General features: G+C 29.0%; 20 protein-coding genes. 18 read left to right on the forward strand and 2 right to left on the reverse strand.

Annotation, left to right across the window (positions count from 1 at the left end):
- The first annotated feature begins 15 nt into the window (after window positions 1–15).
- The 17 genes from IC213_RS03685 to IC213_RS03765 all read left to right on the forward strand — a co-directional run bounded on the left by IC213_RS03685 (window position 16) and on the right by IC213_RS03765 (window position 23,214).
- Window positions 16–1,203, forward strand: a complete 1,188-nt coding sequence (locus IC213_RS03685; RefSeq protein ID WP_227482575.1) for a YgeY family selenium metabolism-linked hydrolase — start codon at window positions 16–18, stop codon at window positions 1,201–1,203.
- Window positions 1,204–1,342: 139 nt separating this feature from the next.
- Window positions 1,343–2,713 (forward strand): dihydropyrimidinase, encoded by a 1,371-nt coding sequence (gene hydA, locus IC213_RS03690; RefSeq protein ID WP_227482576.1) that lies wholly within the window; start codon window positions 1,343–1,345, stop codon window positions 2,711–2,713.
- Between the two features lie 17 nt (window positions 2,714–2,730).
- On the forward strand, window positions 2,731–4,137 hold the full coding sequence (locus IC213_RS03695; protein WP_227434961.1) for an amidohydrolase family protein: 1,407 nt from the start codon (window positions 2,731–2,733) through the stop codon (window positions 4,135–4,137).
- 78 nt (window positions 4,138–4,215) lie between these two features.
- Window positions 4,216–4,662, forward strand: a complete 447-nt coding sequence (locus IC213_RS03700; RefSeq protein ID WP_227434963.1) for a (2Fe-2S)-binding protein — start codon at window positions 4,216–4,218, stop codon at window positions 4,660–4,662.
- Window positions 4,663–4,702: 40 nt separating this feature from the next.
- The gene (locus tag IC213_RS03705; RefSeq protein ID WP_227434965.1) at window positions 4,703–5,497 is read left to right on the forward strand and encodes an FAD binding domain-containing protein; all 795 of its coding nucleotides are present in this window, start codon (window positions 4,703–4,705) and stop codon (window positions 5,495–5,497) included.
- Window positions 5,487–7,778, forward strand: a complete 2,292-nt coding sequence (locus IC213_RS03710; protein WP_227823991.1) for a xanthine dehydrogenase family protein molybdopterin-binding subunit — start codon at window positions 5,487–5,489, stop codon at window positions 7,776–7,778. The genes IC213_RS03705 and IC213_RS03710 overlap by 11 nt, the downstream gene beginning before the upstream one ends.
- Window positions 7,779–9,092 (forward strand): amidohydrolase family protein, encoded by a 1,314-nt coding sequence (locus IC213_RS03715; protein WP_227482577.1) that lies wholly within the window; start codon window positions 7,779–7,781, stop codon window positions 9,090–9,092.
- A 35-nt stretch (window positions 9,093–9,127) separates the two neighbouring features.
- Window positions 9,128–10,213: a dihydroorotate dehydrogenase gene (locus tag IC213_RS03720; RefSeq protein WP_227434977.1), complete on the forward strand. Its 1,086-nt coding sequence runs from the start codon at window positions 9,128–9,130 to the stop codon at window positions 10,211–10,213.
- Between the two features lie 249 nt (window positions 10,214–10,462).
- Entirely contained in the window at window positions 10,463–11,311 is an 849-nt protein-coding gene (locus tag IC213_RS03725) for a hypothetical protein (protein ID WP_227862755.1), read from the forward strand.
- Window positions 11,312–12,669: 1,358 nt separating this feature from the next.
- The gene (locus tag IC213_RS03730; protein ID WP_227823988.1) at window positions 12,670–14,022 is read left to right on the forward strand and encodes a uracil-xanthine permease family protein; all 1,353 of its coding nucleotides are present in this window, start codon (window positions 12,670–12,672) and stop codon (window positions 14,020–14,022) included.
- A 107-nt stretch (window positions 14,023–14,129) separates the two neighbouring features.
- A complete protein-coding gene (locus IC213_RS03735) occupies window positions 14,130–14,918 on the forward strand; it encodes an FAD binding domain-containing protein (RefSeq protein ID WP_227830593.1) in 789 nt (262 codons plus the stop codon).
- Window positions 14,918–17,218, forward strand: a complete 2,301-nt coding sequence (locus IC213_RS03740) for a molybdopterin cofactor-binding domain-containing protein (RefSeq protein WP_227862756.1) — start codon at window positions 14,918–14,920, stop codon at window positions 17,216–17,218. The genes IC213_RS03735 and IC213_RS03740 overlap by 1 nt, the downstream gene beginning before the upstream one ends.
- 140 nt (window positions 17,219–17,358) lie before the next feature.
- Complete coding sequence (locus tag IC213_RS03745; RefSeq protein ID WP_227434986.1) at window positions 17,359–18,636, forward strand: RNA-guided endonuclease InsQ/TnpB family protein; 1,278 nt, start codon at window positions 17,359–17,361, stop codon at window positions 18,634–18,636.
- 201 nt (window positions 18,637–18,837) lie between these two features.
- Window positions 18,838–19,566: a selenium cofactor biosynthesis protein YqeC gene (gene yqeC / locus IC213_RS03750; protein ID WP_227434988.1), complete on the forward strand. Its 729-nt coding sequence runs from the start codon at window positions 18,838–18,840 to the stop codon at window positions 19,564–19,566.
- Between the two features lie 106 nt (window positions 19,567–19,672).
- A complete protein-coding gene (gene mocA / locus IC213_RS03755) occupies window positions 19,673–20,242 on the forward strand; it encodes a molybdenum cofactor cytidylyltransferase (protein ID WP_227845748.1) in 570 nt (189 codons plus the stop codon).
- Complete coding sequence (locus tag IC213_RS03760; RefSeq protein WP_227434991.1) at window positions 20,239–21,258, forward strand: molybdopterin-binding protein; 1,020 nt, start codon at window positions 20,239–20,241, stop codon at window positions 21,256–21,258. The genes mocA and IC213_RS03760 overlap by 4 nt, the downstream gene beginning before the upstream one ends.
- Window positions 21,259–21,588: 330 nt before the next feature.
- Complete coding sequence (locus IC213_RS03765; protein ID WP_227434992.1) at window positions 21,589–23,214, forward strand: ABC-F family ATP-binding cassette domain-containing protein; 1,626 nt, start codon at window positions 21,589–21,591, stop codon at window positions 23,212–23,214.
- 307 nt (window positions 23,215–23,521) lie between these two features.
- Here IC213_RS03765 and IC213_RS03770 read toward each other — a convergent pair whose 3' ends face one another.
- Both IC213_RS03770 and IC213_RS03775 read right to left on the reverse strand, forming a co-directional pair.
- The gene (locus IC213_RS03770; protein WP_227482586.1) at window positions 23,522–23,662 is read right to left on the reverse strand and encodes a hypothetical protein; all 141 of its coding nucleotides are present in this window, start codon (window positions 23,660–23,662) and stop codon (window positions 23,522–23,524) included.
- A gap of 190 nt (window positions 23,663–23,852) precedes the next feature.
- Window positions 23,853–24,965 (reverse strand): tyrosine-type recombinase/integrase, encoded by a 1,113-nt coding sequence (locus tag IC213_RS03775; protein WP_227862757.1) that lies wholly within the window; start codon window positions 24,963–24,965, stop codon window positions 23,853–23,855.
- A 347-nt stretch (window positions 24,966–25,312) separates the two neighbouring features.
- Here IC213_RS03775 and IC213_RS03780 point away from each other — a divergent pair, with 347 nt between their 5' ends.
- Window positions 25,313–25,690 carry a BlaI/MecI/CopY family transcriptional regulator gene (locus tag IC213_RS03780; RefSeq protein WP_227434997.1) on the forward strand — a complete coding sequence of 126 codons (378 nt, stop codon included), beginning with the start codon at window positions 25,313–25,315 and terminating at the stop codon, window positions 25,688–25,690.
- Window positions 25,691–26,070: the final 380 nt, after the last annotated feature.

Here is a 26,070-nt window from a genome sequence, read left to right on the forward strand (position 1 = left end):
TAGGGGGATAACGAAATGCTAAACGAACAAAGAAAACAAGAAGTAACTGAGATATGTCAAAAACTAATCCAAAATCCTAGTTCTTCTGGAAATGAAGAAGGGGTTGTAAAAGCAATAGAAGAATCTTTTGAAAAATTAGGCTTTGATAGCTGGTCAAGAGATAGATATGGAAATATAGTAGGATGCATAAAGGGAAATAGACCAGGTAAAAAAATATTATTTGATGGTCATATAGATACAGTTCCAGTTCCAGATGCAAGTAAATGGAGTGTTCCTCCTTTTGAAGGAAAAATAGTAGATGGAAAGATATATGGTAGAGGAACTTCTGATATGAAAGGTCAGTATACTGCAATGATGTCTGCTGTAGCATATTTTGCTAAAGATACTAATAAAGACTTTGCTGGTGAATTATATGTAGCAGGAGTTGTTCATGAAGAAATATTTGAAGGAGTTTCAGCTAGAGAAATAAGTAAAGCTGTTAAACCTGATTATGTTGTAATCGGAGAATCTTCAGAACTAAACTTAAAGATTGGTCAAAGAGGTAGAGGAGAAATAGTTGTAGAAACTTTTGGTAAACCAGCTCACTCTGCTAACCCAGAAAAAGGTGTAAATGCAGTTTATAAAATGGCTAATGTAATTCAAAGAATACAACAATTAGTACCTCCAACTCATCCAGTTTTAGGTGATGGAATATTAGTTTTAACAGATATAAAATCTTCTCCATATCCAGGTGCATCAGTGGTGCCAGATTATTGTAAAGCTACTTTTGATAGAAGATTATTAGTTGGAGAAACAAGAGAAGGAGTATTAGCTCCAATACAAGCATTATTAGATGAAATGATGAAAGAAGACTCAGAATTAAATGCAAAAGTTTCTTATGCATCTGAAAAAGCTGACTGTTATACAGGAAATACTATAGAAAGTGAAAGATTCTTCCCAGGTTGGTTATATGATGAAGATGATGAATTTGTTCAAGCAGCATACAAAGGATTAAAAGAAGCTGGAATAGATTCAGAAATAACTCAATATTCATTCTGTACAAATGGAAGTCACTATGCAGGTGAAGCTGGAATAAAAACAATAGGATTTGGTCCTTCTAAAGAAAATCTTGCTCATACAATAGATGAGTACATAGAACAAGAACAATTATTTATAGGAACAGAAGGTTACTATGGAATATTAAAATCTGTATATGGAAAATAATATTTAGTTCACAATAAATTATTTAAATATAGTCTAGAGGTGCTAAATTTAGCACCTTTGGCAAACATAAATTTATGTAAACAATATAAAATTAAAATTCTAAAAGAATCTACTAGAGCTTAAAAGTTAGGAGGTATATATGGGAACAATACTAAGAGGTGGAACTATAATTACCTCTGATAAAACTTATATAAGTGATTTAAGAATAGAAGATGAAAAGATAACTGAAATAGGAAATGATTTAGAAATAAATAATGATAAAGTAATTGATGCTACAGGGAGACTTATAATTCCTGGAGGTATAGATACACATACTCACTTTGATATGAATGCAGGCTCTATAACTACTGCTGATAATTTTAAAACAGGAACAAGAGCGGCTATAGCTGGAGGAACTACCACTATACTAGACTTTGCAGAATCAAGTGAAGGAGAAAATCTAATACAAGGTGTAGAAACATATCATAAAAAAGCAAGTGGAAATTGTTATTGTGATTATGGATTTCACATGACAATCACATGCTTAGATAAAGATACATTTACGCACATGGAAAAGCTTATTTCAGATGGAATAGTATCCTTTAAAATGTATATGGCATATGAAGGTATGAAAGTAGATGATGGAACAATATACAAAGTACTAAAGGAAGCTAAAAGCCTAGGTTGTATAGTTGAATTTCATTGTGAGAATGGAGATTTATTGGATGCATTAATAGAAGAACGTTTACAAAATGGAGATTTAGAACCTAAATATCATCCACTTACAAGACCAAACATAGTTGAGAAAGAGGCTGTTTCAAGACTTGCTGATATAACTGAATTGTCAAACTCAAAATCATATGTAGTTCACCTAAGTTGTAAAGAGTCACTAGAAAGTATAAAGATAGCTAGACAAAAAAATGTAGATATGATAGTAGAAACATGTCCGCAATATCTATTATTAGAAGATAGTTTATATAATAAGGATGAATTTGAGGCAGCTAAATATGTAATGTCTCCTCCACTTAGAAAAAAAGAAGATATAGATTTTCTTTGGAAAGGTTTGTCTGAGGGCGATATTCAGACCGTAGGTACAGACCATTGTTCATTTAATTTTAAAGGTCAAAAAGATTTAGGAATTGATAATTTTAGTAAAATACCAAATGGAGCACCAGGTGTTGAACATAGATTATCTCTTTTATATACATATGGGGTTTTGGAAAATAGAATAAGTGTAAATAAATTTGTAGAAGTTACTTCCACAAATGCTGCTAAAATATTTGGGATGTATCCTAAAAAAGGTGAAATAGCTGTAGGAAGTGATGCAGATATAGTGATTTTAAATACAGATAAAGAAGAAATAATCAGTTATAAGAATCAAAAACAAAATGTAGATTATACTCCATATGAAGGAGTTAAAGTCAGATGTAAAGTTGAAGATGTTTTTTTAAGAGGAAAGCATGTAGTACAAAGTTGTAATATCATGGAGCAACCAGCAGGTCAATATATTAAAAGAAAAATTACTAAATAATGCAGGGGGAAATAAGAATGATGGATATACTTATTAAGAATGCCATAATAGTAACTGTAAACAAAGAGAGAGAAGTTATTTTTGATGGGGCATTAGTAGTAAAAGATAACAAGATTGCAGATATTGGGAATTCTAAAGAAATAGAAAGTAAGTACACTGATGTTAAAAAGGTAATAAATGCTAAGGGCAAAGTCCTATTCCCAGGTTTTATAAATACACATAATCATTTATTCCAAACTTTATTAAAAGGATTAGGAGATGATATGGTACTTAAAGATTGGCTAGAAACTATGACATTTCCAGCAGCCAATTATTTAGAGCCAAAGGACACTTATGATGCTGCAATGCTTGGCTGTGTGGAAGGTCTTAGAAGTGGTATAACAACAATGGTTGACTATATGTACCCTCACAGTAAACAAGGTCTTTGTGATGGAATAATAGATGCTTATAAAGAATTAGGAATAAGAGGAATACTTGGAAGAGGATGTATGAACACAGGTGCTCAATTTGGAGTTCATCCTGGAATAATGCAAGACGTAGAAACGGTTGAAAAAGATGTAAGAAGATTGTTTGAAAAACACCACAATACAGAGAATGGAAGAATCAAAATAGGAGTAGCTCCAGCAGCAATATGGTCAAATTCTCAAGAAATGCTTGAGATGCTTTGGAGAGTAGTAAAAGAATATGATGATGCTTTATTTACAGTACATATATCAGAAACTCCTTTTGATAGAGAAGCAGCAAAAGAATTGCATGGGCAATATGACATAGATGTTTTAAAGAAATTGGGAATACTTGGACCAAATGTACTTATGGTACATTGTGTATATTTAACTGAAGAGGATATGGAACTTACTAAAAAATATGACATGAAGGTGTCTCATAACACAGCAAGTAATATGTATTTATCTTCAGGAGTTGCACCAGTACCAGAAATGCTTAAAAAAGGAATAACAGTTAGTTTAGGCGTAGATGGAGCTGCTAGCAATAACTCTCAAGATATGCTTGAACTTATGAAATTAACAGCACTTCAACATAAAGTTAATAAATGTGACCCATTAGCAATGTCAGCAGAAAAAGTTCTTGAACTAGCGACTATAGATGGAGCAAGAGCTATTGGAATGGAAGATGAGATAGGTTCACTAGAAATTGGTAAAAAAGCAGATTTACTAATATTTAATCCAATGCTTTCACCAAAAGCAATACCTATGCATAATCCAGTGTCTACATTAGTATATTCTTCTAGCATGAAAAATATAGAGAGTGTTATAGTGGATGGAAATATAATAATGGAAGATTCAAAAATATTAACAACTGATGAAGAAAAAGTATTAAAAGATGCTCAAGATACAGCTGAGAGACTTTGTGTAAGAGGGACTATAAAGAATAGAATGGAAGGCCATAAGTGGAATAGTCTTTATTAATAAATACAATATTATTCTTAAATAAATTAAATATAGTATAGACTTTGGCTTAAAAATATGAGTTTTGAGGTGATTTATTTGATTATCAAATGTACCATAAATAATAAAGAAAAAGAATTGAATGTAAGACCAGATGATTTTTTAGCAGATACATTAAGGGAAAATGGATATGTAAGTGTTAAAAAAGGTTGTGATACTGGCTCATGTGGTCTATGTACAGTAATGGTAAATAACAAAGCTGTGCTGTCTTGTAATTATCTTACTGCTAGAGTAGAGGGACAACACATTACAACACTTGAAGGCGTAGTAGATGAAGCTAAGAAATTTGGGGATTTTCTTGCGGATGAAGGCGCTGACCAATGTGGATTTTGTGCTCCTGGATTTATAATGATGGTTTTAGCAATGAAAAGAGAACTTCAAAATCCAACAGAAGAAGAAGTTATAGATTATGTAAATGGAAATCTTTGTAGATGTACAGGATATAAAGGTCAACTAAGAGCAATACATAAATATTTGAACACTTAAATTTTTTTAAGTGAAAATTAAATTGATATGGGGAGAGAATATGATAACTATAAAGGAATATGTAGTTCCAAAAAGTTTAGATGAAGCTTATGAACTGCTAATATCAAGAAAAAACAACATAATACTTGGAGGCTGCGGATTTTTAAAACTAGGTAGCAAAAATATTGGTTCAGCAATAGATTTAAAAGACCTAGGTTTAGATTATATAAATGAAACTGAGAATAGTATATTAATTGGAGCAGATACAAGTTTAAGAACTTTAGAATTAAATAAGGTTATTAAAAATTACTGTAGTGGAGTAATTTCAAACGCTGTTTCTAATATAGTAGGAGTTCAATTTAGAAGTGGAGCTAGAGTGGGAGCTAGCGTATTTGCTAAGTATGGATTTTCAGATTTAATACCTTCATTACTAGTAGTAGATGCAAAGGTTAAGTTATATAAAAAAGGGGTTATGAATTTAGCTGATTTTTTAGAAAGTGAGCTTGAAAAAGATATATTAATGGAAATTATATTACCTAAAAAAGATGCTATAGGTGTATTTGATTCAATAAGAAAATGTACAGGTGATTTTGCGGTATTAAATGGGGCAATGTTAAAAGAAGGAAATTCTTATAAAATTGCAATAGGAGCTAGACCAAGAAGAGCAAAGATTGCATACAAAGCAAGTGAAGTGCTAAGCTTAGAAAATGATGCAAACAAAGCTGGAGAGGTATCAAGTGAAGAACTTTCATTTGGAAGTAACATAAGAGGAAGTAAAGAGTATAGAAAAGATATGGCAAAAGCATTAGTTGTTAGAATGTATAATAGTATTGGGGGTGAGTTTAATGGTAAATAAAGAAGTAAGAAAAATAGATAGTGAAGCCATTGTTACTGGTAAACCAATATATACTGAAGATTTAATTTTTCATAGGGATGTTTTGACTATTAAACTTCTTAGAAGCCCACATGCTTTTGCAAAAATAAAAAATATTGATATAAAAAATGCATTAAAAGTAAAAGGTGTAGTAGATATATTTACTTACAAGGATGTACCAAATTATAGATATTCAATGGTTGGAGAATCATATCCAGAAGCATCACCTCATGACCAATTAATACTTGAAGATATAGTGAGATATGTAGGAGATGAAGTTGCTATAATAGCGGCTGAAGATGAAAGAGCAGCTATTAAAGCAATGAAACTTATAAAAGTTGAATATGAAGTAATGACACCAATATTAGATGCAAGAGAATCAGAAGGTAATAAAATTTTAATACATGAAGAAGATGATTTGTTTTGTCCGTTTGATTTTGGATTAGATGCTACAAAAAATATAGTATCAAGAGAAAAAATGGGTAAAGGTGATGTAGAAAAAGAGTTTAAAGAGTGTGATGTGATAGTAGAAGAATCTTATATGACTCAATCACAAGCACATTGTATGATGGAAACTCATAGAGCTTACACATATATAGATACTAATGGTAGACTAGTAGTAACTTCTGCAAATCAATCAGCTTATCATATGAGAAGACAGGTTTCAAGAGCATTGGGAATACCTCTTTCAAAGGTGAGAGTAATAAAGCCAAGGATAGGTGGAGGTTTTGGTGGAAAAAATATAGCTGTAACAGAGATATATGCGTCATTTGTAACTTGGATGACGAAAAGACCAGCAAAACTTATATATACTAGAGAAGAAACTTTTGCAATGACTAATACTAGACATCAGATGTTTTTTGACATAAAAGTTGGAGCAGATAAAGAAGGAAATATAAAAGCTATAGATATGAAAGCATTAAACAATACAGGTGCTTATGGTGACAATGGACCTTCAGTTTGTTCCGAGTCAGGGCATAATGTGCTTCCAACCTATAATAATGTACCTGCAATAAAGTTTGATGGAAGGACTGTATATACTAACTTAGTTCCAGGGGGAGCATTGAGAGGGTACGGAGCAACTCAAGGTACATTTGCACTTGATTGTGCAATAGACGAATTAGCACATAAACTTAATATGGACCCAACAGAAATAAAATTAAAAAACATTATAAAAAAGCAAACTGAAGGCGGAATAATGAATTTTCCAATAAGAAGTTGTGCACTTGATGAATGTATAATTAGAGGCAAAAAGCTAATTGGATGGGATGAAAAATATCCTGTTATAGATATTGGGAATAATAAAGTAAGAGCTGTTGGAATGTCAGTTGGAACTCATGGTTCTGGTATAGCTAACATAGATATGGCAATAGTAAATATGAGAATGGATGAGGATGGAACTTATAAGTTATTTTCTGGGTCTTCAGATTTAGGAACTGGTTCTGATACAATACTTGCACAAATTGCTGCCAAGACACTAAATACATCTATTGATAGAATTTCTGTTTATACAGGAGATACAGATATGTGTCCATATGATACTGGAGCATATGCTTCTTGTACTACTTATGTAACTGGAAATGCTACAATAAAGTCAGCTGAAAGTTTAAAACAAAAGATATTAAAAGTAGCACAGAAGAAATTAGACCTACCAATCGATGATTTAATGCTATATGAAGACAGAGTTTGTTATAGTGAGGATGTAGAAAAGTTTGTTTTATTAAGTGAATTAGGAAGAGAATCTGTTGGTGGTGGAAATCAAGATGTCTTATACTCATCTGAATCTTATGGGATAAAAGAGAGTGCAAAACCATTTTTAGCAGGTTTTGCAGAGATTGAACTAGATAAAACAACAGGTGAGTTTAAGGTGATAAACTATGCTTGTTCAACTGATTGTGGTACAGTTATGAATCCTGCACTTGCAAGAATACAAGTTGAAGGAGGAGTAACTCAAGGTATAGGGCTTGCAATGTATGAAGATCCTAGACATGGTTCTGATGGTAAACTTCAGACTTCTAATTTGTTACAGTATAAAGTTCCAACAAAAAAGGATATAGGAAATATATTAGTAGATTTTGTAGATAATTATGACCCAACAGGACCATATGGAGCAAAATCTTTAGGAGAGATAGTTATTCATACGCCAGCACCAGCAATAGCAAATGCAATTTTTAATGCAGTAGGTGTGAATATAAGAGAACTTCCTATAACTTCTGAAAAGGTTTATATGGCTATGAAAAAACTAAATCAGGGAGGTAAATAAATGGTTGCTATAAAAAGTAAATACTTAATATCTTCTGCTGATGAAATATATACAAATTATGCTGTTGTAATAGAAAATGACATTATAAAAGATATATTGCCAAATGAAGAAGTTGAATTAAAATATAAAGATATTTCAGAGATAATAAATAAATCAGATGCCATAGTAATGCCAGGCTTTATCAATGGGCATATGCATCAATATGGAGTGCTTTCTAGAGGAATACCAGCAAATGTACATTTTACTGATTTCGAAGGATTTTTAAATGACTATTGGTGGCCGTTTATAGAAAATAGAATAGGACTAAAGGAAGTAAAAGCCACAACTAAAGCATCTGCAATAGAACTTATAGAATCTGGTGTAGTAGCATTTTGTGACACATTAGAAGCTCCAAATACAGAAAAAGGAACTTTAATTGAGCAAGGGAAGATACTAGAAGAAATAGGAATGAAAGCAGTTTTATCTCTAGAAAGTTGTGAAAGAATAAGTTATGAAAATGGGTTAAGATGTTTAGATGAAAATTCTAATTTAATAAAATGGAGTAGAGAAAACAGTAAATTAATAAATGGAATAATGTGTACACATACTAGTTTCACATGTTCAGATAAATTTATCAAAAAAGCTAAAGAAGATGCAAGAAAATTAGAGGCACCAATGCAATTTCATTTATGTGAGAGTATATATGAACCAAACTACTCTAAAAAACACTTTAATAAAAAAGCAGTTGATTACTACAATGATTTAGATATATTAGATGAGACTGTATTAGCGTCTCAATGTGTAAAAGTAGATGATGAAGAGATAGACATATTAAAGGAGAAAGGTGTAAAGGTAGTTCACATGCCTCTTAGTAATTGTGAAGTAGGTGGCGGTTTTTCTCCAGTTCCACGAATGATTAAAAAAGGCATAAAAGTAGCATTAGGCACAGATGGATATATAAATGATTTTTTTGAAGTTATGAGAGGTGCATTTTTAATGCATAAATCAGTTGAAGAAGATGCATCTGTAATGCCCGCAAGTTTAGTATTTAAGATGGCAACAGAACATGGTGCTTATGCATTGGGACTTCAAAAATCAGGAAAAATAACAGTTGGTAATAAAGCAGATATAATAGTTATGGAAGATGAATTTAAAACTCCTGTAACACTTGATAATATATTTGACCAGATAGTAGTGCAAGGTAAAAAAGAATTTATATCAAATGTATACATAGATGGTAAACATATTTTAAAAGAAAAACAATTGGTTAACTTAGATAAAAAAGCTATTGTTAAAGAAATGAAAGATGTTGCCTGTGAATTCTGGAAGTTTTAATAAATGTAAATAAATATGAAAAGGGGAAGTAAATAATGTATAATTTTTTAGGGAAAGAATTAAAATCACCTTTTATAATAGGTTCAGGTCCGTTGACATATAGTGCAGCTGGATGTAAGATACTAAGTGATGCAGGAGCAGGAGCAGTTGTTACTAAGACAATAAGAAAAGAAAGAGCTATAAATCCAGCACCTCATATGGTGAGAAATACAGCTAATGCTCTTTTAAATAATGAGAAATGGACAGATTTTGAACCAGAGCAATGGATAGATTTTGAAATACCACAAATGAAAAAAGATGGAACTGTATGTATAGCTTCAGTAGGTCATACAATAGAAGAAAGTAGTGAACTAGTAGAAAAGATTGCAAATGCAGGAGCTGATTTTATAGAGCTGGTATCTTATGACTATAGAGATTTAATACCAATGCTTAAGGATGCGAAAGAAAGAGTGAATATACCAGTAATAGTTAAACTTCCTCCTATGATAGATGAAATAGGGGCTTTTGCTAAAAAATTAGAAGAAGCAGGAGCAGATGCAATAACTGCTTGTGATTCTGTAGGACCAGCACTTAGAATAGATATAGAAACTGGCCAACCTTTATTAGGTGGAAATGGAATTGGATATTTAAGTGGAGAAACTATTAAACCAATAACTCTACAAAGAATATATGAAATAAAAAAAGAGGTAAATATACCTATAATTGGATTAGGTGGATGTGTAAGTGGAGATGATGCTTTAGAGATGATTATGGCAGGTGCTGACTTCGTTGGTATATGTTCAGTAGTAATATTAAAAGGAGCTCAAGTAATAGCTAAAATACACAATGACCTAAATTCTAATCTTGACAGACTAGGATATAAAACTATAGAAAATGCTTGTGGGGTAGTACATAAGCATATGGGAGAGGTAAATGAAAGACTTAGTTTTGAATTTACTTATGATGAAGAAAAGTGTACTAAATGTAAGATGTGCGAGAGAGTGTGTGCATATCAAGCTAGAAAATTAAATGACAAGATGGAATTAAATGAAGGTGAATGTAGATATTGTGGTCTTTGTATATCAGTATGTAAACCAAAGGCACTTGGAAGAAAGATTTCATGTCCAGAATTAAATGCATAAGATGTTTTATAAAAAATATAACTTCAAAAGATAAAAATTTATATACAGATAAAGGATACCATATTAAAATGGTATCCTTTTGTTTGTAATTATTATTTTTAGATTTATATCTATATTAATTATTTTTTGTAGTAATTATACATAATAATTTTAATAATTAAATTTATGACAACTATTTTAGAGATATATGTTAACATTGTATAGCATTTGTATAAGATGTTATAATAATTAATAGGGATGGTGATGTAAGTGGAAGATAAAATTTTAGAATTATTACATATTATAAATAAAGATGTGGTTAGCATGAAAAATGACATGTCAGAAGTAAAACAAGAAATAAGTGTAATGAAAGAAGAAATAAGCGAAGTGAAACAAGAAATATGCATAATAAAAAATGACATGTCAGAAGTAAGACAAGAAGTAAGTGTGATGAAAAAAGAAATGAATGAAGTAAAACAAGAAGTAAGTGTAATGAAGAAGGAAATGAGTGAAGTAAAGCAAGAAGTAAGTGTAATGAAAAAAGAAATGAATGAAGTAAAACAAGAAGTAAGTGTAATGAAAGAAGAAATGAATGAAGTAAAACAAGAAGTAAGTATAATGAAGAAAGAAATGAGCGAAGTAAAACAAAAAATAAGTGTAATGAAAGAAGAAATGAATGAAGTAAAACAAGAAGTAAGTATGATGAAGAAAGAAATAAATGTAGTGAAAGAGAATTTACATGAAGTTAAATTAGAAATGAACTCTATGCAAAATCAAATAAGTAGTGCAAGTAAAGATATAAGTGAAATTAAAGCAGAAAGTATTATAGTTAATGAAAAACTATATGAAATAGATGTTAAAGTAGATGCCTTAGAATCTGAAGGAAAATCAATTAAAGAACAACAAATTGAACAAAATAGTATTTTAGGAAGTTTATTACATAACTCTGAAATAAATAAAGCTACTCATGATAATATGGAACATAGTATAGCACATATAAAAGGTGATACAAACTCCATAAAAGAAGATGTTTCAGAAATAAGAAGAGATTTAAATTTAGTAGAATTAGCTACAAGCAAAAATTGGAGCGATATTGTAAAATTAAAATCAGCTAGATAATCTTTTAATTACATTAACTTATCATCCATAAAAGTATAAACTTTCATATAAAAATAGATGCTTATAATAGTCTTACTATTTATTATAAATTTTAGAAATTAAAATAAAAATTTGAGAAAAGATCATTTGAAAAATACTTTTGGTCTTTTTTTTTATGTAATTATAAAAATATCATAAAAATAAAATTTAAAATTTGCTTAATAAAAAATTACAGAACAGTTGGAATAAGTAAATTTTTATCAAGGAAAGTATAAAAAAATTATTCTATGCAAATGTATGCAAATATTGGCATTAAAATTGCTGTATAGAAATAATAAATAGTAATGTACATAAAGATTGTATTATACAATAGTATTACTATTTTTAATTATAGATATTGGTTTATATCTATATGCTAGATAGAAACTTGTATGTTTTATGTTGCAGATACAAATATAGTAAAGGAGAGTACATGGGTACAACTGAGATACATAGCTTATTAAGTTTTTCTGTCTTATGATAATTATATTATAAAATATTCATAAATATTTTGATTTTCAATTTGAAAATTATTTTATGCTTAAATTAATTATTATGTAATTAATTTAATAACAAAAACAGTGAAAGAGTAAATAATATTATTTACAGGGGGTAATAAAAAAGTATATTAAATAAGTTGTACTTTTAGCCCCGTACATAAAGAAATTTATGTAGGACACAACTTTAAAACCAGTAAATCCTAAAGCCTTGCAACTACAATAAAAGATAGAAAGAAACTTTTATGAATGTGGTGAAAACCAGAAATAATAGCAAGGATGGTATATGGTGAGAGCCTAAGTACTTTACAATGGACATTTGGTCGCCAAGCCTAGAAATAGGAAGGTCAAACGACTATCTCGAAAGAGAGTACACTATAAGCTATTGATAGTGGAAACGGGTTGCTCTTAACAGGTAATGCTGAAGATGAAGAAATAGTCTACGCTCATATGAAAGTATGAGGTCACTTAAGATTAAAGTGGCATCTATAAAGTAGCGTTTATAGGTAAATGTTTAAAACTTACAAGATATAAATACTTATGAAAACTTATAACTTATAATGATTAAGATTGAAAGATTTAGATTGGATTAGAATTGTTGTAAAAAATTTTAAAGTCCATAGCTACAATACTCTTATATTTGTAAAGCACTATAGAACATATACAAAATAATAGAATAAATTTAATTGTTAATAATTAAATTTGTTGTACGTGATTTTTAAGTATAAAAACTTAAATGTATTACTGAGTATAGTAAGATTTATAAAAGTCATTTAATTTAATATATTAAATTTTTAAGTATTTATATAATTCAATAAGTTTTATGTAACGGGAGTTTTTATTATGAAAGCAAAAAGTACATCAAAATTTGAATTAGACGGAATACCACCACTAAAGGAAGCAATACCTTTGGGGTTACAACACTTAATGGCAATGGTAATAGGTAGCTGTTTACCAGCGATACTAGTTGCAAATGCGGCTGGACTTAATCATAAAATGTCTACACTATTAATTCAAGCTGCTTTAATTTTTGCAGGATTATCAACTTTGTTACAATTATATCCAATACCACTATTTAAAGGTTTTAAATTGGGAGGAGGAATACCAGTTATAATGGGAGCTACAGCAATGTTTATAGGAGCTGGAGTTTCTGTTGCAGGCAAGTATGGATTACCTGTCTTATTTGGCTCTCAAATAGTCGCTGGTATAGTGATAATCATAATTGGTTTTGGTCTTAAAAAAATAAGGTTTATATTTACCCCAGTCGTATCTGGTACTATAGTTGCATGTATGGGTCTTGGACTTTTTCCAATAGCTATAAAAAACTTAGCTGGAGGTATGGGTAATGAGACATTTGGACAACCAATTAATTTTATAGTTGGAATAGCTGTATCACTTATGATATTAGGATTAAATAAATATGGAAAAGGATTGTTTAAAGATGCATCAATATTAGTTAGCATAGTTTTTGGATATATTTTATCACTAATTTTGGGAATAGTAAATTTTTCTTCAATTCAAGAGTTTACTTTGGTTGCACTTCCAAAACCACTTGCTTTTGGATTGGATATAAAGCTTGAGGTTGTAGTAATGTTTTCAATAATATATTTGGTTGAAATAGCTGATATTATGGGAGCATGTACACTTTCTACAGTAGGAGGACTTAATAGACAAGTTACAGATGAAGAACTTTCTTCTGCTGTTTTAGGAAATGGAGTATTATCTACAATAGGAGCATTATTTTCTGCTACTCCAATGGGAATGTTTGGTCAGAATTCTGCAATCGTTTCTAATACAAAAATTATAAGTAAATTTGTATTAGCTATTGGAGGCATTGGATTATTTCTGGCGGGAGTATCACCTTTATTAGCTAATTTAATTAGAACAATACCTCCTTGTGTGGTTGGAGGAGCAACACTCGTAATATTTTCAACTCTTACAACATCTGGATTAAGACTTGTTAGTATGGATGGTTTTAATCAAGAAAATAGTATGATATTAGGTCTTTCTATGGCAACTGGGATAGGATTTATGGTAGTTCCTCAGGTTCTTGAAAAATCTCCAAAATTTATAGAAACACTACTTGCAGATTCAAGTGTAGTTTCAGGAGCTATGGTTGCTATAATAGTTCAAGGTTTATATATGATAAAATTTTCAAAAGGTAAGGACAATAAAAATAAAAAGGAAAATATATAGAGTAAAAAACTAATAGAATTAAATTAAGTTTACTATATATTTATAAAAATAAAGCAAAGTACTTAGTAGGTTTCAAGTTTTAATAAATATAATATAAGGGGGATAAGATGGTTACTATAAAAGAATATTCTGTTCCACAAAGCCTAGAAGAAGCATATAAAATTTTGATTTCTAAAAAAAATAATGTTATTTTAGGTGGTTGCGGATTTATAAAATTAAGCAATAAAAACATAGGAACAGCCATAGATTTAAAGGATATAAATCTAGACTATATAAAAGAGGATGAAAAAAATATACTAATAGGAGCAGATACATCTTTGAGAAGTTTAGAAATAAACAAAACTATTAAAAATTATTGTAGTGGAATAGTCTCAAGTGCTGTTTCTAATATAGTTGGTGTTCAATTTAGACAGGGTGCAAGAATTGGAGCTAGTGTATTTTCAAAGTATGGTTTTTCTGACTTGATTACAGCACTTTTAGTTGTTGGTGCGAAGGTAAGGTTATACAATAGTGGAATATTAGAGTTAAATGAGTTTTTGGATAGTGAATTAAATAAAGATATATTAATTGAGGTAATACTTCCTAAGAAAGATGCAGTAGCTGTATTTGATTCAATAAGAAAGTGTACAGGAGATTTTGCTATATTAAATTCAGCTATGTTAAAAGAAAATGATACTTATAAAATAGCAATTGGAGCAAGACCTCAAAGAGCTAAATTAGCACTTGAAGCAAGTCAAATATTGAGCAAAGAAAAGGATATAGATAAAGCATCTATTATTGTAGGTAAAGAATTAATTTATGGAAGTAATATGAGGGCAAGTAAAGAATATAGAATAGATATGGCAAGTGCACTGCTTAAGAGGATGTATAGTGCTATTGAGGGAGGTAATAAATAATGATTAATAAGGGGATAAGAAAGATAGATAGTACAGCAATTGTGACAGGAAAGCCACTATATACTGAAGACCTTATTATGCATAAAGATGTTTTGACTCTTAAACTTCTTAGAAGTCCACATGCACATGCCAAAATAAAGAATATAGACACGTCAAAAGCTGAAAAAATTCCAGGAGTTGTAGGAATTTATACCTATAAAGATGTACCACAAGTTAGATATTGTGTTCCAGGTCAAACAGAACCAGAAGCATCTCCTTATGATAGAGTTTTACTTGAGGATACAGTTAGATTTGTTGGAGATGAGGTAGCATTAGTAGCAGCAGAAGATGAAAAAACTGCACTTAAAGCTTTAAAAATGATAAAAGTAGAGTATGAGATTTTAAAGCCTGTATTTAATGCAAAAGAAGCAGAAGGAAATGAAGTTATTATACATCCAGAACAAGATATAGTAGAACCGTATCCTTTTGGATTAGATGCAAAAAATAATATAGTATCAAAAGAGTTTTTCGAGTTTGGTGATGTTGAGGCTAAGCTTAAAGAAAGTGAATTTGTGGTAGAAGCATCATATAAGACTCAAAGTCAATCACATTGTATGATGGAAACTCATAGGTCATATGCATATAAAGATATAAATGATAGGATTGTTGTTGTGTCATCATTACAATCACCACACAATATAAAGAGAATACTTAGAAAAGTATTGGGGATTCCTTCTTCTAAAATAAGGGTGATAAAGCCTAGAATAGGTGGTGGATTTGGAGGAAAGAATATAGCAGCAACAGATATATTTACTGCATTTGTGACTATGAAAACTGGAAGACCAGCAAAATTTGTCTTTACAAGAAGTGAAACCTTTGTAGGTTCTAATAGTAGGCATGAAATGTTTTTTGATGTTAGAGTAGGTGCAGACAAAGAAGGAAATTTAAAGGCGATAGAATTAAAGTCACTAAATAATACAGGTGCCTATGGTGGTAATGGAGTTTCTGTTTCTTCAGAATCAGGTCATAATACATTACCAATATATAATGATATTGATGCTGTTAGATTTGATGCTAGAACAGTATATACTAATAGATTACCAGCAGGTGCACTTAGAGGTTATGGAGCTACACAAGGCATATTTGCAATAGATAGTGCTATTGATGAATTAGCCAATAAGATTGGTATAGATCCTCTTGAATTTAGAGTTAAAAACATAATAGATAGGTACACTAATGGAAAAGCAGCAGAAGAAGAAATTCTAAGCTGTGAATTAAAACAGTGTATAGAAAAAGGGAAAAAATTAATTAATTGGGATGATAAATACCCATGTAAAGATATAGGTAATAACAAGGTAAGAGCAGTAGGAATGGCAGTGGCAAATCATGGTTCTGGTATACCACGTGTAGATATGGCAACAGTGACTATACGAATGGACGAAGATGGGACATATAAGTTATTATCTGGTCTTGCTGATTTAGGTCAAGGTGCTGATACAATTCAAGCACAAATTGCTGCAGAGACTTTAAATACGACTGTAGATAGAATATCTGTTTATACAGGTGATTCAGACCTATGTCCATATGATACAGGTGCGTTTGCTTCTTGTACTACAACAGTTACAGGAAATGCAACAATAAAAACAGCAAATAAATTAAAAGAAATAATACTTTCAGTAGCAGAATCAAAACTAGAGTCTAAAAAAGAGGATTTAGAGTTAAGTAAAGATAGAGTTTTTGTTAAGAATGATGAGAGTAAATTTGTGTTATTAGAGGAATTAGGAAGAGAGTCAGTTGGAGGTATAGGGTTTTCAAGTGACGATGTACCAGTTGTTTTAGAAGCAACAGAATCATTTGGTATGTTAAAAAGAATAAAACCATTTATAGCAGGATTTGCTGAAATAGAACTAGATAAAAATACAGGAGAATATAAGGTAATAAATTTTGCATGTGTACCTGACTGTGGTACGGTTATAAATCCAACATTAGCGAGAATACAAGTAGAAGGTGGAGTAATGATGGGGATAGGGTTTGCAATGTATGAAGACCCTAAATTTGATAAAGATGGAAAGTTATTGACAGACAGTTTCTTGCAGTATAAGGTTCCTACAAAAAAAGAAGTAGGAAATATATTAGTAGATTTTGCTGATAATTTTGACCCAGGAGGGCCTTATGGAGCTAAATCTTTAGGAGAAATAGTTATACATACGCCAGCACCAGCAATTGCAAATGCAATTTTTAATGCTACTGGAGTTCGTATAAGAGAGCTTCCTATAACTTTTGAAAAAGTGTACATGGGGATGAAAAACAACAACAAATAAATTTAATAAATGATATACTATAAAAGTATAAATTTAAGTTATTTTGCAAAATAAAGTAATTTAATAGACATTATATATGGTGCTTTATAAAAATACCATATATAATGTCTAATAGAGTAGGAGTTAAAGGAGGTGAGTTTATGCCAAATAGAACAAAAAACATACATTATGGGACTCAGAGACAACAATTAAAAAATTTAACTAAGAAAGAATATCAGGCTTTGCGAGAGATGTGCTTTTTAGCAAAGAACTTGTATAATGTTGGTACATATAATGTCAGACAACACTACTTTAATCAAGGGGAGCATCTTAATTATGAAGCCAATTATCATGTATGTAAAGAAAATGAAAACTATAAACTACTCAATAGTAATGTAGCACAACAAATACTAAAAGAAGTTGATAGTTCATTTAGGTCATTTTTTGGTTTAATTAAATTAGCTAAAGAAGGCAAGTATGATTTTAGAGGAATAAAATCACCTAAGTATTTAGATAAAGAAGGATTTTTTAGTATAATAATAGGACAAATAAGAATTAAAGAGGATGGAATTTTAAATGTGCCTATGTCTCCCGTATTTAAAAAAATGTATGGAAAGGTGAGTATAAAAGTTCCAAATAATATATTAGACAAAAAAGTTAAGGAAATAAGAATAATACCTAAACATAAGGCTAGGTTCTTTGAAATTCAGTATTGTTATGAAATACCGAAATCAGAGGAAGTTTCAAATAAAAAAAATGCACTGGCAATAGATTTAGGTTTAGAAAACTTATGTACTTGTACTACCAACTTAGGTGATAGTTTTATTATAGATGGAAGAAGGCTTAAGTCTGTGAACCAATGGGCAAATAAGCAAAATGATAAAATAGAGGCTTTAAAATTAAAAAAGAATATAAGTTTAATTACAAGAAAACAATTTAAAGTATGGAATAAAAGAAATAATCAGGTTAAAGACTATGTAAATAAAACTTGCTTTTACATAATTGACTACTGTGTAAAAAATAATATTGGCAATTTGATTGTAGGATATAATGCTAAGTTAGAAAAAAGTGATAATATGGAAAAGAAAATATATAGAAATTTTATAAGAATTCCTTTTGGAGAGATAAAAGGAAAACTAGAGTATCTATGTAAAATAAAAAATATTAATTTCATTAGACAAGAAGAAAGTTATACTAGTAAATCAGATTTTTTTGCCAATGATTATCTTCCTGATATTAATTTGGATGATGTACAGAAACACAAATTTAAGGGAGAAAGAATAACACGTGGTCAATATAAATCTAGTATGGGTATGATTATAAATGCGGATGTAAATGCAAGTCTTAATATATTAAAAAAATCACAAATAGTTGATTTATCTTACTTGCAGAATAATCCTCAGATGTTAAAGCAACCACAAAGAATAAGAATATCTTAATAATAATTAAAAGATAAACTGATAGCGTATAAGCTTACAGCTTAGCGGCGAATTGGATCCGCCTTGTTGTTTACAACAGAATCTATTTACTTTTTAGTTTATAGAATTTCAAAAATCACTTTTACTAAAACAGTTAAATTATAAATTTCAAATAAATCAAATTTAGGATATTTAAAAGAAATATTTATGAGAGGTGAAAGTGTGAAATTATCAGATATGATAGGAGCAAATGAAATAATAACTGTAGTTGGAGCAGGAGGAAAAACTTCATTTATAAAATACTTTGCGAATTTTTATAGAGATAAGCTAAAAGTTTTACTTACAACAACTACTAAAATATATTTACCTGATGAAAAAGACTATGACAATATATTTATGACAATAGATGGAACTTCTATTCCATCTATTTGTTATGGAGTAACAGTATGTGGAAGCTGTATAAATAATGAAAATAAAATAGTAGGAATCAAGTTATCTGATTTAGAAAAAATGATAGACAAATTTGATTTGGTATTGATAGAAGGTGATGGTTCAAAGAGAAAAAAACTTAAAGGTTGGAATGATGGAGAACCAGTAGTATATTGTAAAACTACAAAAACTATAGGTATATTAGATATAACTTCATTTGGAATGGATATTAATGAAGAAAATATACATAGGTTAGATGAATTTAAAAAAATAACTAATTTAAATATGCGTAATATAAATGATAATTCTACAGTAAATCTTGATAATTTAAAAAATGTAGTATTAAATCCAAAAGGATTGTTTAAAAATTATCATGGTAAAAAAATATTATTTATTAATAAAGTCGAAAATGAAATGTATGAAAGTTTAGCTATAAATTTAATTAAAATTATTAAAGAGCATGAAAGTGAAATAGACATATTTTATGGAAGTATAAAACAAAATTTTTGTATAAGATATTGAAGTATTAAAATAATTTATGTGATATTATATATATAGATAATATCAATAAAGATACTATAAAATCATAACAATATCAATACATTATAAATGTTAAGGAATGATATATATGATAAATGCAGTAATAATGGCGTCAGGATTTGCCAGAAGAATGGGAGAAAATAAACTTTTACTGGAATATGATGGATGTTCTATAATAGAACATGTACTTAAAGCAGTTAGTAAAATTAATTTTCATCAAGTTGTAGTTGTAAGTCAATATAAAGAAGTTTTAGCATTGTGCAATAAATATGGCTTTAAATATGTAGATAATAAAGATGCAAATATAGGTCAGAGTGAATCCATAAAATTGGGCATTTTAAATAGCTCAAAATGTGATGGATATATGTTTTTTGTGGGAGACCAACCATTTATTGATGATTTATATATAGATAAAATTATAAATACTTTTAAATTAGATAGAGATTTTATAGTAATTCCAAGATGCAAAGATGTATGTGGAAATCCAGTTATATTTCCATTTAGCAAAAAGAAGGAATTGTTGGCACTTAAAGAAGATGAAAAAGGGAAAACTATTTTAAAAAATTCATCAAAAATAAAATATGTAGAAGTTCCCGAAAAAATGTTATTAGATATTGATACAAAAGTGGATTATGAAAGAATAGGGGGCAAATTATGAAATTAATAAAAACTATAGATGCTGTTGGACAAGTTTTATGTCATGACATTACTCAAATAATACCAGGAGAATTTAAAGGAAGAAAATTTAAAAAGGGACATGTAGTAAAAGAAGAAGACATTCCAGTTTTATTATCTCTTGGTAAAGACAACTTATATGTATGGGAAAAATCAGAGGGAATGATTCATGAAAATGAAGGAGCTTTATTTTTAAAAGAATTAACTGCTGGAGAAAATTTAGATTTCAGTGAAATAAAAGAAGGAAAGATAGATTTTATAGCAGCATGTGATGGGCTTTTAAAAATAGATGTCGATGCACTTTTTGATTTAAATTGTGTTGGCGAAATAATGATGGCAACTCTTCATAATAATTTTGTAGTAAATAAAGGGTTGAAAGTAGCTGGAACAAGAGTCATACCTTTAGTTATAGATGAGAAAAAACTAGAAGAGGCAAAAAAAGTACTTGATAACAGAAAGATAGTCAATGTGATACCTTTTAAACCTAAAAAAGTAGGAATTGTTACCACTGGTAATGAAGTGTTTTACAGTAGAATTGTTGATAAATTTGGACCAGTAATAGAAGAAAAAGTAAAGGGGTTTGGATGTGAAGTTATAGGTCAAACTATATGTCCAGATGATAAAGATATCATAAAAAATGCAATAAAAGAATTTATAAGTCAAGGAGCAGAACTTATCTGTTGTACTGGTGGAATGAGTGTAGACCCAGATGATGTCACACCAACAGCTATAAAAGAGACTGGAGCTGATTTAGTTACATATGGGTCACCAATATTACCAGGAGCAATGTTTTTACTTGCTTACTATGGAGAAGTCCCAATTATGGGTATACCAGGGTGTGCAATGTATCATAAAACTACAGTGTTTGATATAGTTCTATCTAGGATTTTAATAGATGAAAAACTTGACAAATATGATATAGCTAAATATGGTCATGGTGGTCTTTGTATGAACTGTGATGTATGTACTTACCCTGCATGTAATTTTGCTAAAATATAAAACCATAAAAATAGAGTACTTACAAACTTAGGTACTCTTTTTAAGTATTAATTATACAGAAAATATCTTTTTACTAATAGCTAAAACAGTTTAAAGATTCAAATAAAGTATTTAGAGTGTGTAAAAGAATTAATAAAGTTGCAATTTGATTTTTTTATAAGTATAATATAATAGATTGTTAATTTTTATGAAACTTACAATCTTTAATACAATTTTAATAAATATTTCACGAATTTGGTATAAAAAATATGCTGTTTACGTGAGAATAAAAATGTTATCAAAATTTTATGATAAAATAAATTATGAACAAAAAGAAAGGAAAATACATTAATGTTACAAGTTACAGGTGTTGGACTTAGATTTGGTGATAAGGAACTATTTAAAGATGTTAACTTAAAATTCACTAAAGGAAATTGCTATGGAATAATAGGAGCTAATGGTGCGGGAAAATCTACTTTTTTAAAAATATTATCAGGAGAAATAGAACCAAATACAGGGAATGTGTCTATAACTGATAAAGAAAGAATGTCAGTTTTAAAACAGGACCACTTCGAATATGAGGAAGAAACTGTTTTAAATGTTGTTATAAGAGGTCATGAAAGACTTTGGAGTATAATGCATGAAAAAGATGCTTTATATATGAAAGAAGATTTCAGCGAAGAAGATGGAATAAAAGCTGCTGAACTTGAAGGTGAGTTTGCAGAACTTGATGGATGGGATGCAGAAACTAACGCTGAAAAAATACTTATGGGTCTTGGTATAACTAAGGATATGCATTACAAACAAATGAAAGAATTAGTTGGTGGAGAGAAGGTTAAAGTGTTATTAGCACAATCACTTTTTGGAAAACCTGAAATACTATTAATGGATGAGCCTACAAACCACTTGGATTTTAAATCAATAAATTGGTTAAATAATTTTATAATGGATTTAGAAGAGTCTATAGTTATAATAGTATCACATGATAGACATTTCTTAAATCAAATATGTACTAATATAGTTGATGTTGACTTTGGTAAAATACAGATGTATGTTGGAAACTACGACTTCTGGTATGAATCAAGTCAATTAGCATTACAACTTGCTAAAGACCAAAACAAAAAGACTGAGGAAAAGATAGCTCAATTAAAGGAATTCATAGCTAGATTTAGTTCTAATGCTTCAAAAGCTAAACAAGCTACATCTAGAAAGAAACAATTAGACAAATTAGAAATTGAAGATATACAACCATCAAGAAGAAGATATCCATATGTAGGATTTACACCTGCTAGGGAAATTGGTAATGAAGTTTTAGAAGTACACAATTTAACTAAAACTATAGATGGAGTTAAAGTACTTGATAATGTTTCATTTAGATTGGATAGAGATGACAAAGTAGTATTTATGGGTGATGAAATAGCTACTACTGCACTTTTAAATATAGTTATGGGAGAACTTGAACCAGATAGTGGAGAATATAAATGGGGAGTAACTACTTCTCAAGATTATCTTCCAAAAAACCATAATAAGTTTTTTGATGGAGTAGAGTATTCTCTAGTTGACTGGCTTAGACAGTTTTCTGAAGAAAAAAGTGAGAGTTTTATAAGAGGATTTTTAGGTAGAATGTTATTCTCTGGAGAAGAAGCTTTAAAAGAAGCTCAAGTTATATCTGGAGGAGAAAAAGTCAGATGTATGCTTAGTAAGCTAATGCTTTCAAATGCAAATGTACTTGTGTTAGATGACCCTACTAACCACTTAGACTTAGAAAGTATAACTTCTGTTAACAAAGGACTTGAAAAATTCCCTGGGGTGCTTTTATTTACTTCTCATGACCATGAGTTTATATCTACTATAGCAAATAGAATTATAGAGATAACTCCAAATGGAATAATGGATAGAAAGATGGATTTTGATGAGTATTTAGAAAGTAAAGAGATACAAGACCAATTAGCTAAAATGTATGGGAAAGATAAATAATTGTTAGTTTAAATATTATTTTTACTAATTATAATTATTAGAATAAAAACCTTTTAATGTTTGAGAATACGCTATAGAAGTATGTAGGTATTTAATCAAATATTAGGAGGTTTTTTATTTAGTATATATATTGTAGTAAATAGGGTTGTAGAGATAACTCAAACAGAACTACGGATAGAAAGATGTATGGATTTTTATTATAAAAAGTACATGTCTCCAAATCAAAATTGATTGTTTACATTGGGTCAAATTACAATAATGTTTGGAGACATAATAAGAAAAAGTTATATAATATAATTTCATAAGTCTATAGACATTCTCTTTTATGATAATGTATTTTTTGTAAGGTTATAGGTGTTACTTTTTCATCATAAAAATCTTCTGCTTTACTAGTAACAATACCACCTAAGCTACAAATGATTTTAACTGTTGTGTTACGTGCTTCCATAAAAATTTCATCAACATCTTGAGAAAATAAATTAAGTTTATAACGCTAAAACTATTTTGTAATAAATATATTTTAACTCTTCTATTATAAAATTAAATTTGAATATTAATTTAACTTTAATTTTATTAGTAGTAAAAATTAATTTTATAGATGATAAAGGCTAGAGTAGTTATAATTAAAAAATGTAATATTAGTTGGCATTAAATAAGTTCTCAGAAATTTTGTCAGATGCTTCTTTATCCATTTCTTTTAGAACATGGGAATAAACATTTAAGGTTGTATTTATATTTGAATGACCAACTCTTTCTGAGATAACTTTTATAGGTACCTTAGAATTTATAAGTAAAGTAACATGTGAATGTCTTAAATCATGAAATCTAATGTGTGGCAAGTCATTCTTTTCTAAAAATCTTTTGAATTTTTTACTCATAACATCTTCAGCAATAGGTTCACATTTTTTATTGAAAAATAACAAGTCATGACTATTTCTAATAGAAGACTTTAATAAGTTTTTATTTTGTTTTATCTTATATTCCTTTAGTAAAAAGATTAATTCCTTTGGAGCAGATATTTTTCTAATAGAGCTTTCAGTCTTTGGTTCTTTAAGAATTACAGAGCCATTAATTCGAGCTGTTATCTTATTTACAGTTATTGTATTCTCTTCAAAATCAATATTATCCCAAGTCAAACCTAAAACTTCTGAAATTCTAAGACCTAAACCAACTGCTAAATTAATAGGTAATTCCATATATGTATTTTTTGACAATTTCAACAATTTTATCATTTGTTCTTTGTCATAAATTTCATTTTTAAATTTTTTATATCTTGGAGCTTCTATATTATCCATAATATTTTCTTTTACTAATTTGAGTCTATATGCTCTTTTTATTGCAAGTTTCAATATATTTATATGAATCTTAATTGATTGAGGATTCAATTTATGAGATAGTTTATCAATGTAGTTCTGTATATGAATTGGATGTAAATCCTGTATTTTATATTTACCAATAGAGGGATTAATATAATTCTTACAAATACTAACATAATTGTTGTATGTAGCTAATGATATATTTTCACTGTACTTTTTTAAAAAATCTAATAGAAATTCTGAGACAGTGATTTCGTTTGGAATTAAAAAGCCATCTTTATACAGACTTTCCTTTACTTCATTTAACCTTTTGTTCGCATCTCTTTTTTTATCAAAAATACCCATGTTCTTTTGTTTTCTTTTTCCAGTATCTTCATCTGTAAATTCAAGATAAACTACATAATTCTTGTTTCGTTTTCTAATAAATGCATTCATATATAACCCACCAATCAAAATTTTATACATTTATTATAACATATGGATAAACTCAAAAATAGTTTTTGAAATAAATTTATGGCTATTTCAAATATTGATATTTATTGATTATAAAATGAGTATATTATCTTAAATATTAGAATTTTAATTTGATAATCTGTTATACTTATATATATAAATAAAATTTATTATTTACTTTTGGGTTTTTTATGTTTGATTGGTACTGAAAATATAAGTTTTTTATATTAATAAATTTGAATTGTATATTTTGAATAAAACCTTTGACTGGGAAAGTTTATTAATATAGTATTTAATTATGTATAAGTTTGAGAGGAGTGTAAAATCATATGACTATTACTAAAATACCACCAGCGGAATTAAAGGTCATGAAATTTATTTGGGGATCAGATTTTACAGTAACATCAAAAGATGTCATTGAAGCTATGGAAAAACTATATGATTGGAAGCAAACTACAACACTAACACTTTTATCAAGATTAGTAAATAAGAAGTTCTTGGATGCTAAAAAGATAGATAGACATACACATTATACAGTTATTATTGGAGAAGCTGAATATTTACATTTTGAAACAAAAACTTTTCTAGATAATATGCATGGAAGTTCTATTGAAAGCTTTATGAAAGCATTGTTCAAAAAGGGGGTAAATGAGGAGGAATTAAATTCTGTTGAAAAATGGGTAAAAGACATTAAGAAAGATGAATAGTTTGTTTGAGATCAATAGCAAGAATAACTTTAAACATATATTTTTTGTAGTAATTGTATGTTTAAATGTATGAACATTTAAGCATTTAATAGTATATAAAAACTAAGGCTTATTAGTTATTTTTAAGATGAATTTAATTATCATAAAATAAATAGTTTTTACAATAATTAGTAAAATGAATTAAAAGTGAAGTAAACTGTAAAATACATAGATTTATTTATTAAGTATCCCTAGTTTTCTAATGCATTTTAATACTATAAGTCTAATATAAAATAAAATTTATTGATATTTAATTTTATATTAGACTTATAGTTAATCGGAGCTTAGCTAAATATCGATTATTAAAATAGAAAACTAAAATTTTTTTATTATTTATACAA

This window comes from Clostridioides sp. ES-S-0049-02, assembly GCF_020658465.1.
Lineage (GTDB): Bacteria > Bacillota > Clostridia > Peptostreptococcales > Peptostreptococcaceae > Clostridioides.

Excerpts from the sequence above, each read along its gene's own strand:
- IC213_RS03685 (WP_227482575.1), top strand. The coding sequence starts at position 16 with ATGCTAAACGAACAAAGAAAACAAGAAGTAACTGAGATATGTCAAAAA.
- IC213_RS03705 (WP_227434965.1), top strand. The coding sequence starts at position 4,703 with ATGATAACTATAAAGGAATATGTAGTTCCAAAAAGTTTAGATGAAGCT.
- IC213_RS03775 (WP_227862757.1), bottom strand. The coding sequence starts at position 24,965 with ATGAATGCATTTATTAGAAAACGAAACAAGAATTATGTAGTTTATCTT.
- IC213_RS03735 (WP_227830593.1), top strand. The coding sequence starts at position 14,130 with ATGGTTACTATAAAAGAATATTCTGTTCCACAAAGCCTAGAAGAAGCA.
- hydA (WP_227482576.1), top strand. The coding sequence starts at position 1,343 with ATGGGAACAATACTAAGAGGTGGAACTATAATTACCTCTGATAAAACT.
- IC213_RS03720 (WP_227434977.1), top strand. The coding sequence starts at position 9,128 with ATGTATAATTTTTTAGGGAAAGAATTAAAATCACCTTTTATAATAGGT.
- IC213_RS03760 (WP_227434991.1), top strand. The coding sequence starts at position 20,239 with ATGAAATTAATAAAAACTATAGATGCTGTTGGACAAGTTTTATGTCAT.
- IC213_RS03745 (WP_227434986.1), top strand. The coding sequence starts at position 17,359 with ATGCCAAATAGAACAAAAAACATACATTATGGGACTCAGAGACAACAA.
- IC213_RS03710 (WP_227823991.1), top strand. The coding sequence starts at position 5,487 with ATGGTAAATAAAGAAGTAAGAAAAATAGATAGTGAAGCCATTGTTACT.
- IC213_RS03730 (WP_227823988.1), top strand. The coding sequence starts at position 12,670 with ATGAAAGCAAAAAGTACATCAAAATTTGAATTAGACGGAATACCACCA.
- mocA (WP_227845748.1), top strand. The coding sequence starts at position 19,673 with ATGATAAATGCAGTAATAATGGCGTCAGGATTTGCCAGAAGAATGGGA.
- IC213_RS03695 (WP_227434961.1), top strand. The coding sequence starts at position 2,731 with ATGATGGATATACTTATTAAGAATGCCATAATAGTAACTGTAAACAAA.
- IC213_RS03780 (WP_227434997.1), top strand. The coding sequence starts at position 25,313 with ATGACTATTACTAAAATACCACCAGCGGAATTAAAGGTCATGAAATTT.
- IC213_RS03765 (WP_227434992.1), top strand. The coding sequence starts at position 21,589 with ATGTTACAAGTTACAGGTGTTGGACTTAGATTTGGTGATAAGGAACTA.
- IC213_RS03715 (WP_227482577.1), top strand. The coding sequence starts at position 7,779 with ATGGTTGCTATAAAAAGTAAATACTTAATATCTTCTGCTGATGAAATA.
- IC213_RS03740 (WP_227862756.1), top strand. The coding sequence starts at position 14,918 with ATGATTAATAAGGGGATAAGAAAGATAGATAGTACAGCAATTGTGACA.
- IC213_RS03770 (WP_227482586.1), bottom strand. The coding sequence starts at position 23,662 with ATGGAAGCACGTAACACAACAGTTAAAATCATTTGTAGCTTAGGTGGT.